6 protein-coding genes are annotated in these 7,213 nt (G+C 48.2%); 2 read left to right on the top strand and 4 right to left on the bottom strand.

Going from position 1 to position 7,213, the window contains the following annotated elements; translation table 11 throughout:
* Positions 1-383: peptidoglycan-binding domain-containing protein (locus QUA78_RS26425; RefSeq protein WP_333303926.1), on the top strand; the 383-nt coding region annotated here is incomplete at its 5' end.
* Positions 384-805: 422 nt separating this feature from the next.
* Here the strand turns inward: QUA78_RS26425 and QUA78_RS26420 are convergent.
* From QUA78_RS26420 to QUA78_RS26405, 4 genes are all read right to left on the bottom strand, one after another.
* Positions 806-1,279 carry a TerB family tellurite resistance protein gene (locus QUA78_RS26420; protein ID WP_333303927.1) on the bottom strand — a complete coding sequence of 158 codons (474 nt, stop codon included), beginning with the start codon at positions 1,277-1,279 and terminating at the stop codon, positions 806-808.
* Positions 1,280-1,495: 216 nt separating this feature from the next.
* Positions 1,496-3,424, bottom strand: coding sequence for a M61 family metallopeptidase (locus tag QUA78_RS26415; RefSeq protein WP_333303929.1), 1,929 nt, complete (start codon positions 3,422-3,424; stop codon positions 1,496-1,498).
* Complete coding sequence (locus QUA78_RS26410) at positions 3,421-4,101, bottom strand: Crp/Fnr family transcriptional regulator (RefSeq protein ID WP_333045993.1); 681 nt, start codon at positions 4,099-4,101, stop codon at positions 3,421-3,423. Before QUA78_RS26410 ends, QUA78_RS26415 begins: the two co-directional genes overlap by 4 nt.
* 566 nt (positions 4,102-4,667) lie before the next feature.
* Entirely contained in the window at positions 4,668-5,552 is an 885-nt protein-coding gene (locus QUA78_RS26405) for an inositol monophosphatase family protein (protein ID WP_333303931.1), read from the bottom strand.
* Between the two features lie 316 nt (positions 5,553-5,868).
* Here QUA78_RS26405 and QUA78_RS26400 point away from each other — a divergent pair, with 316 nt between their 5' ends.
* Positions 5,869-6,921 carry a glycosyltransferase family 4 protein gene (locus QUA78_RS26400; RefSeq protein WP_333303932.1) on the top strand — a complete coding sequence of 351 codons (1,053 nt, stop codon included), beginning with the start codon at positions 5,869-5,871 and terminating at the stop codon, positions 6,919-6,921.
* The last annotated feature ends 292 nt before the right edge of the window (positions 6,922-7,213 follow it).

Genomic DNA, 7,213 nt, shown 5'->3' with positions numbered 1-7,213 from the left:
TACTCACCCTTGTCTCGGGTGATTCACTTTTACCCCCTCAATCCGACTATGTGCCAGTTTGGGGTGCGGAATGTGGGGTCAAAGGCTATCAACACCGCGTCTTTTTAAAAGAAGATGGGATTGTGGCTTCTATAACTTGGGAAGCACTATACTCTGGTGCACCTGTGAATATGCCGATCGTCATGAAGGGCAGTTCTGGTAATGCTGTTAAAATTGTTCAGAATGTCTTGAAAATCAATGGATACTATTTCGGTGCGATTGACGGATTCTTCGGGACGATGACAGATGTAGCAGTGCGACAATTGCAAATCAGCAAGGCTTTACCGCAAGATGGAATTGTCGGCTATAGAACTTGGCACGCCCTCAGCAAGTTACCGCACTAATCAGGGGTTGGGTTAACTTTAATCATCGCCCAAAATCGGTAGCTCAATTAGGGATTTAGGCTTTGCCTAAGTCCCTCCCTAATTATCGTTAAGGGGAATGCGGGGCTCGTCCAGGGCGATTCCCTGCGGGATAGCTTCGCTTCACGCAAATTCTGTTACCGTTCCCAGCGATGAAAAATATTCTTAACTTTCCGGTGTTTTTTGGTTACTATATGGTAGGAAATTGGTAGTCTCCATCCGGTTCCTTTACCTTCAGTTTTAGTTGTTAATAGTTGCACTCAGAAAATTATTATTCCGATACTTACCTAACAAGATTTACGCATGGGGGGTTTATTCCCGGTTTCTACGAAAAATTCCAGGTTTAGTAACGAGAAATCTAGGAATCAACCGGGTTTTTAAGCCAAGCGCGCGCCAGTCCCGAACTAACCTTTGATGAACTTTTCTAATTTTTGAGCTAGCTTCTCCACAATTCCCTCCGAAGTACCTCCCGCCGATGCTTCTCCTTCAATACGCTTGACCGCATCCTCTGAAAGATTCAGCAACCGCACTAATTTTTGATAAGCGGCGGCTTCTTCAGCGTTAATTTTTGGTTCGTCGGGAGTGCGAGAACTAGATGAAATCACTTCATAGCCGAGTTGCAGGACTAATTCCTTTTCATCTTGAGTTTCTAGTTGACCGATCAACTCGTCAAGGGGGATATTTTGCATGATGTAATCCCGCAGTTCTTGTTGCATTTGTTGTCCGTCGGTATCTGGGGCAAACAAACGGCAAAAGCGATCGAGCATTAAATTAACTTCTTCTGTGGCGAGTTCGCCGTCAGCCCAGGCCATCGAGGCAACAATTCTCAGCAGATTCATCTGGCGGGGCGTAATTGATGGAGGAGGTGGGGTTTGCATAATCAAAATTGGTAATTGGTAATATTAATTCCGGTGCAACCGGAATTATTGTTGACTGTTGACTGTTGACTGTTGACTGTTAACTATCTGTCGAAAAACTGAATGATAGTTGAGTATTGACTGGTGATTCAATTTTACCAGGAGGATGCTAGCGGAATTGGGAATTGGGAATTGAGCTTGATTTCTTCTGGTCTTTTCTTTCCCGTTCACCTTCTGTTAGCACAATTTCGATAGAGGAACTCCCAGCCATCCAGTAAAGTTTTGTTTCTGAATAGCGGTGGGCTGTTCCACCGGCACGATCGAGTAACGGCCAGGTCGCGGCGGGGCGAGAGTAACGCGACAAGTCCGCAGTTCGTCTTGGTGAAAAACCGTCACCTCTATTGTGTCCCCCGGCTGATAATCTTTAAGCCTCTCGCCCGCTTGTTCTACATTTACCCGAAAACCTTCGATCGCCAGCAACTCGTCCCCAGCGTCAATTCCCGCCAATTGTGCCGGAGAGCCTATTTCGACAAATCTAACCATTTCCCGCCCGTTTTCCGATCCCAACGTCCAACCGATGCGAGGCGTTCGGTCAGTTTCATCTACCCAAATTTGCAGCCCGAAAGGTTCCAGATACTTGTTGTAAGGCAACTCTTCTGTGCCGTCTATATAGCGCGCGAAAAAGTCGCTCAAATCGATGCCGGCGACGGACTCGATCGCACTTTGCAACTCTTCGGGAGTAAAGCCTATTTCTGCCGGCAGCGAACGAGAATTTAACTCTCCGTTGGATGTCAGATGCGCCGCATTGGCATCTGTTTCCGACTTCAGGTCAAAATCGCCATTTTGGGCCGAATTAGCATTGCCAAACTGCTGCCACATCAAACGCATCACATCGTCGAGCGATCGCTCGTTGCCGTGTCTGGCTCGAATCAACAAATCGAGCAAAAACGAAACAACTTCCCCTTTCAAATAATAGGAAATCTGCGAATTATCGCTGTTAGCATCCCGGCGATAAAGTTTAATCCAAGCATCCCAGCTCGACTCGCTGACAGGCTGCACGCTCCGCCCCGGAGTAGTCTGCAAGCGAGTGATTTCCTTAGCCAGATTTTGAAAGAAACCCTTCACGCCGTAGAGTCCAGATCGAAAAGGAATTACCAAATCGTAATAACTGGTAGTGCCTTCGGAGAACCACAAAGAAGGAGTATAATTTTCTTGTTCGTAGTCAAATACTTCGAGAGCTTTCGGTCGGATGCGCTTGACATTCCAGAGGTGAAAAAACTCGTGAGCTACCAACTGAATAAAGCGTTCATACTTTTCCTTAGCCCGAAAACCAAAACGCGGATAGTTGAGAGTGCAACTCTCCTTATGTTCCAAACCGCCAAAACCAGAGCCGGACAAATGCAGGAAAAACACATAGCGTTCGTAAGGCAAACCGCCGAACATTTTTGCCTCGACTTCGATAACTTTTTGGATGTCTCGAATCGCCCGCTCTGGTTCTAAATTTCCTTTTCCCCAAACCACTAGCTGGTGGGGTTTTCCCATCACTTCAAAATCGTATACTTCGTGACAGCCAATCTCAAAAGGACTATCGACAAGGGTATCAAAATCCGCAGCAGCGAAAGTAAGATTTTGCCCAGAAACAGGCTGCAAAGTAGTAACGGTGCGCCATTGGGGCTGCGGCGGCACAACTGTCACGGTGTAGCAGTTGCGCTCAAAACCGGGCAAGAAAAAGCACAAAGCCGCCGGATTGAAATAACCGTGAGTCGAGTCTAAATGATTGGTTCGCACTGTCAGTTCGTTGGCAAAAATGCGGTAGAAAACCGTGACATCTGACACCGAATTAGTTTCGATTTCCCAGTGATTTTTGCTTTTCTTGCGCCAAGGTAAAGCACGCGCGGCGTAGCTATCCCGTAGGGAATCGCTCGCCTGGACTCTAAAATCTTGCAGGTGGCGGGCGTATTCTCGAACCAAGTAAGAACCGGGAGTCCAGACAGGCATTTTTAAATCCAGAACCGGCTCCGACCAACCTTGCACGCGCAAAGTCACTTCAAACAGGTGGGATTTAGGATTGGGCATCGCCACCGAATATTGAATTGTCGGTGCTGTTAGTTGCCCCTCACGGTTGCCTGCAGCAGACGAGGTATCCAAACAAGTAACATCTGTCATTGACTTGCCAAATTAATCAAGTGCTTGAGGTTGATCAAATGGATAGTTTGGCGGTCTGGATCGATTTTGATCCAACCTTTACTATCGAGTTTTTCCATAATTTTGCTGGTTTCATCTAGGGTGATATCTGTGACATCAGCTAAGTCTTCATAAGGAATATTGAAGATATCTTTGCCCTCAGCAGTTTTCTGACCGTAGTTTTCTGCCAGCTCGACTAAAGTATTTGCTAGTTTAACCGCTGGCTGGCGGTTGCGGAGTTGATATCGGAGATTGGTTTGGCGCAGCCGCCGTACCATCAGTTGCAGCATCCGGTGGTGCAATTGCGGATCTTTAAACAGGGTTTGGATAAATCGCTGAGCTGTGACGCTGAGCAGCCGCACGGGCGATAGAGCAAGTACGTCATTCGATCGGGGAGATTCGTCAAGAATGGCCATTTCGCCGAAGAAGGCACCCCGTCCTAAAATAGCCATTGATACAGCTCGATCGTTTGACAAGCGCCGGACTTTGACCCAGCCAGACACGACAAAGTAAATCGCGTTGCCCCAAGAATCCTCCATCACCACAGCTCGGCCCGGGGGATACTCATGCTTGACGGCATTTGATAGCAGCCCTCCCAAGGTTTCTGGGTTAGCACCCTTAAATAGGGGGAACAGCTCACTGAAAGCTTCTGTCTTCATCAAAAAAATGGGTAGAAACTCCGTCCTTCTAGGACGGCTTTATATTGTCTTTTTTTGATTACTACCGCCTTGGGACTGGTTGGCTCGGTGTGCTTTTGTGTTGCACTTTCAGCGGGACAATTACCGCATCAAACTTCCCAGCCCTGTACGCATAGTGTTTTGCTCTTTCGAGCCTCCCTTTCGGGGTGATGTTAGCCTCGCCAAGGTTTAGTGAGCTTGTTGGGCTGAAAGCACTGCCCCAGTGACCTTAGAGCTGTTTAACCTTCAGCGACAGAGCGGAAAACTGGCTTCGCATTCTCCGGTGTCGTGACTCAAAAAACGTAGTCAGTTAAGACTTAGGCCCGTCAGAATGGCTTGTCAGATTACTCTTCCAAGCCTCACGCCTTTAGGCTGAGGTTCCTGACGCAAACTCGCGGAGGTGGGAAATATGATTAGGCGACACCCAACAGCTAGGGAACGATCGATGTTTGGGAACACAAACAATCCGTTGCTCCTTTAATTGATGATAAGGGTGCAGAGGCCCGCTTCACGTAATTAATCGGCAGATTCTTTAATCTTAAACGGGTTTACAAGCCTGTCACTGCCTGTTGAACTTTGCCCAACAGAGGTTCTATGTAGTCCGGCCAGCCGATCGCGATTGACTGGGTGTGGGCCAGAGTCTCCGGCTCGATCGCATCTGCCGTCCACCTCAGCGGTTGACCTTGCAAGTCGCAACAAACCAATCCGGCTGCTTTTGCTAGTGCCAGAGGGCCGGCGGTATCCCACACTTTAACTCTGCCGTTGAGATACAGGTACAAACCGGCTCGACCGAAGATAACTTCCATCACTTTTAAACCAAAGCTGCCCAGCGAGTAAAATTCGGCTCCCGGGATGCTTTGGGCGATCGCCCGGCCGTAGTTTTTCTGGTCTTTGTCTCCGAGTACAATTTTACAATTTTCCGCTGTCGGGGCCGGGGGTTTGCACAGGGCGATCGGCTGCGGCGCTTGGGCTCCGACACTTTGGAACAATCCCCAATCTTTGCCGCCAAAATACATTTGGTCAAAAGCCGGGGCGTAGAGCCAGCCGGCCACCGGTTCCCCTTCAAGCAGCAGCCCCACCATCGAAGCGTAGTGCAGTTTTCCCCGAATAAATTCTTCAGTCCCGTCGAGGGGATCGATGCACCAGAGGCGCTGGTAATTGGCGCGGTAAGCTGCTCTGGAGGCGCTGTTTTCCTCGGTGATCCAGCCGTCTTCAGGAAACAAAGCGCTAAATGCTGCCGATAGTTGTCGGTCTAGGTATTGATCGATACTCGTCACGTAGTCATTGGGCCCTTTCTCGGAAACTTCAAAAGGTTCGGCGGCGAGCTTGTAAGCTTCTTGACCGCACTCGCGCAGGGTGTAGCGAATTTTTTGGTCTTGCTCTGGAGAAATATACATGAGGTTAAACATAAATGCTTTAGCTAACTTCAGCATAAAAGCTTAAGTCCTTGGAATCGATCGGCGCGTGTCACTGTTTTTGATTCGTACAGGATTTGCGCGCGGGTGTCGATCGACCTGGTTTCTTAACCGTGAGGGCCGGTGCTATACCAGCCTCAGAAAGGATTCGTGGAACTCAAAAAAATTAGACATGAGGGAGAACCCCCCAGATTTATCTGTAGAGTCAAATCTAAAATCTACAATCTAAAATCTAAAATTGACCGCTCGCACTGGCACTTTCAAAAGCAGAGCATAGAATCTTCTGAGGTTAGATAATGTGTGCCTGCACCAGGATAACTATAAGGAGAATAGTTTGAAATACCATTTGGCATTAGGTCGCAAAATAGACCTAGATGGAATTGACCGCGACGCCCAACTCGGCAAATGCCCTCGCCACGTCCTGCGGGCCCTCAGAGACCGCTTAAATGCCACCGTTCATGCCCCGGATGGCGAAGCGATATCGTTGAGTGACAAGCTGCGATCGAAAATTTCTTCTAAACCCGAACATTGGGCCGCCGCGCGCAAATTGTCGGAGCAAGTCAGCAGCGACGACGTGATATTTTGTAACGGTGAGGACATTGGGATTCCAGTCGCGGCGGTGTGTAGCCAATTGCCCGATCGCCCGAAAATTGTTGTACATTTCCACAATATCGATCGGCTGCGCGGCCGCGTCGCCCTGAAACTATTCGGTTTGGCTGACAAAATTGACGTGTTCATGGCCTGCGCCAGCCCTCAAACAAACTTCCTCCGCAGCTATTTAGGTATACCTGAATCGCGCATTTTAGTGCTTTTAGAACAGACAGACATCCAGTTTTTCACACCGGGTCCCGTTTCTGGCGAGAAAAAGCGGCAAACAGTTGTTAGCGTCGGATTAGAAAAGCGCGACTACCGACTCTTAGCAGCAGCCACTGCTGACTTAGATGTTGACGTAAAAATTAGCGGTTTTTCTAAAGATGCCAAAGCTTTATCACAAGCTTTCCCCGATACTATGCCAGAAAATATGTCGCGCAAATTCTACGAATGGCCGGATTTAGTGGAGCTTTACCGCGATGCAGACGTAATTGCAGTTTGTTTGGTAGACAATAAATATGCTGCTGGAGCTACGAGTTTGCTGGAAGCAATGGCCTGCAAGCGACCGGTCGTCATTACTCGGACTCAAGGTATGGTCGATTATTTAGCGGTCCCGGATATTGCCAAAGTGGTAGATGTGGGAGATGCAGCAGGTTTGCGCGAGGCGATCGTCCATTTGCTAAAAAATCCTCAAGAAGCTGAATCTCAAGCGCAGCGGGGCTACGAAATGGTTGTGAACCAGCACAGAAGCGAACCTTATGTCGATGTTTTGGCCCAGAAGCTGCGATCGCTTTAATAAGTAGGGTGTGCAATGCGCACCATAAATCACCTCCGGAGGGTGCGCATTGCACACTATAACTCACCTCCGGATCGTGCACAATGCACACCTTCTTGCTATACAGAAAAAGTCAAAATATTTGTTACCTAAGTCCTCTTTAAAAAGTAATGAGTTATGAGTTGCAATTACAAATTATATCTCACAGGACTTGCACACCCCTACTAAATAAACTAGGGTAAACGCATCTTGTCAATAACGAGGGGTTTTAGCACTGCGGACTTGGCTTTATTGTTGTTTATTGAGAACTGTT

The sequence above is a fragment of the Microcoleus sp. K4-B3 genome (assembly GCF_036704615.1).
Taxonomy (GTDB): Bacteria; Cyanobacteriota; Cyanobacteriia; order Cyanobacteriales; family Microcoleaceae; genus Microcoleus.
Note: the sequence above shows the minus strand (reverse complement) of the source record. Positions and strands in the feature narration are given on the sequence as shown.